The sequence below is a fragment of the Romboutsia sp. genome (assembly GCF_035470145.1).
Lineage (GTDB): Bacteria > Bacillota > Clostridia > Peptostreptococcales > Peptostreptococcaceae > Romboutsia_D.
Genome location: NZ_DATIRC010000195.1, coordinates 1 through 1,825, shown reverse-complemented (window position 1 = coordinate 1,825; position 1,825 = coordinate 1). Strand labels below are relative to the sequence as shown.

General features: G+C 33.0%; 1 protein-coding gene and 1 pseudogene. Both read left to right on the top strand.

Translation table 11 applies throughout. The features are described from left to right. Positions 1–189, top strand: a pseudogene (locus VLM92_RS08310) (hypothetical protein); the annotation flags it as partial. Positions 190–278: 89 nt separating this feature from the next. Beyond that, positions 279–1,721, top strand: a complete 1,443-nt coding sequence (nhaC, locus tag VLM92_RS08305) for a Na+/H+ antiporter NhaC (protein WP_325275872.1) — start codon at positions 279–281, stop codon at positions 1,719–1,721. Positions 1,722–1,825 lie beyond the last annotated feature (104 nt).

Below are 1,825 nucleotides of genomic sequence, written 5' to 3'. Positions count from 1 at the left end.
ACAAACTTAGTAGAATTACTAGAAGCAGAAGGACTTCGTGACAAAGTTGTATTAATTTGTGGAGGCCCAAGAATTAGCCATGAACTTGCAAAAGAAAGAGGATATGATGCAGGATTTGGACCAGGAAAATTTGCACAAGATGTTGCAAGTTTTGCAGTAGTTGAAATGATAAACAGAAATTTGGTATAAATTTCAAAGAAATTAACATAATTTTTAGAAAATTTAGTATAATTAAATAAATATATTTATTTAAAAAAAATTAATGAGGAGGAATTATTTTGGAAAATCAACCAAAAACCAAAAGGAAGGCAACCGTAGGAGAGGCATTAATACCAGTATTATTTTTAATATCAGTTTTAGCTTATTCATTAATTAAATTAGACGCAGACCCGCATATACCACTTATATTAGGAGCACTTGCAGCAGCATTAGTAGGAGTATTTAAATTAGGATTCACATGGAAAGATTTAGAAGAAGGAGCTTTGGATACTATAAGAATGGCAATGCAAGCAATACTTATACTTATGGTAGTAGGGACACTAATAGGAACATGGATACTAAGTGGTACAGTACCAAGTATGATTTATTGGGGACTTGAAATAATATCACCAGCAGTATTTTTACCAGCAACATGTATAATCTGTGCAATAGTATCACTTGCAACAGGTTCTTCATGGACTACAGCAGGGACAGTAGGTATAGCAATTATAGGGATAGGCCAAGGCCTAGGAATGCCTTTACCAATTGTAGCAGGAGCTATAATATCTGGAGCATATTTTGGAGATAAAATGTCACCACTATCAGATACTACAAACTTAGCACCTGCAATGGCAGGAACAACACTATTTGAACATGTAAGACACATGATTTATACAACAGGACCATCACTTTTAATAGCACTTGTTTTATATACAATTATAGGTATGAAGTATTCAGGTCAAGAATTAGATTTAACTCAAATAGAGCTTATAAGAACTACACTAGAAGGATCATTTAAAACATTATCGCCAGTACTTTTAATACCACCAGTAGTAGTTATACTTATGGTTGTATTTAAAGTACCAGCTATACCAGGACTTATAGGAGGTGCTTTATTAGGGGCTATATTTGCAGGAGTTTTCCAAGGATCAGATTTAGCATCAATAATAGATGCATCTCACTATGGATATGTATCTGAAACTGGAGTTCAAGCTTTTGATGATTTATTAACTCGTGGAGGTCTTGATAGTATGATGTGGACAGTTTCACTTATACTATGTGCTTTAACTCTTGGTGGAATACTTGAAAAAACAGGAATGCTTGAAGCTTTAGCTGGTGCACTACTTAAGGTAGCAAAAGGAAGATTTGGTTTAGTGTTTGCAACAATAGTATCTTGTATAGGAGTAAACTTAGCAACAGGAGAACAATATTTAGCAATAGTTTTACCAGGAAGAATGTATAAAAATGAGTATAGAAAACTAGGATTACATCCTAAAAACTTATCAAGAGCTCTTGAGGATAGTGCAACATTAACATCTTCACTTATTCCATGGAATACATGTGGGGCATATATGTTTGCAACATTAGGAGTATCTCCAATTGCTTATGCACCTTTTGCATTCTTAAATTTAATAAATCCATTAATGTCACTTTTCTATGGTGCAACAGGTATAACTATGGAAAAATTGCCACCTGAAGAAATGAAGATAGTAGAACAAGAAATAAAAGAAGGTTTAATATAAAAAGTTCGCTTACATAATATCAGCGAAATATTTTACATAAAAGGGAGTGTCTTATAATGATTTTAATCATTATAAGACACTCCCTTTATTTTATCTCCTAGAAT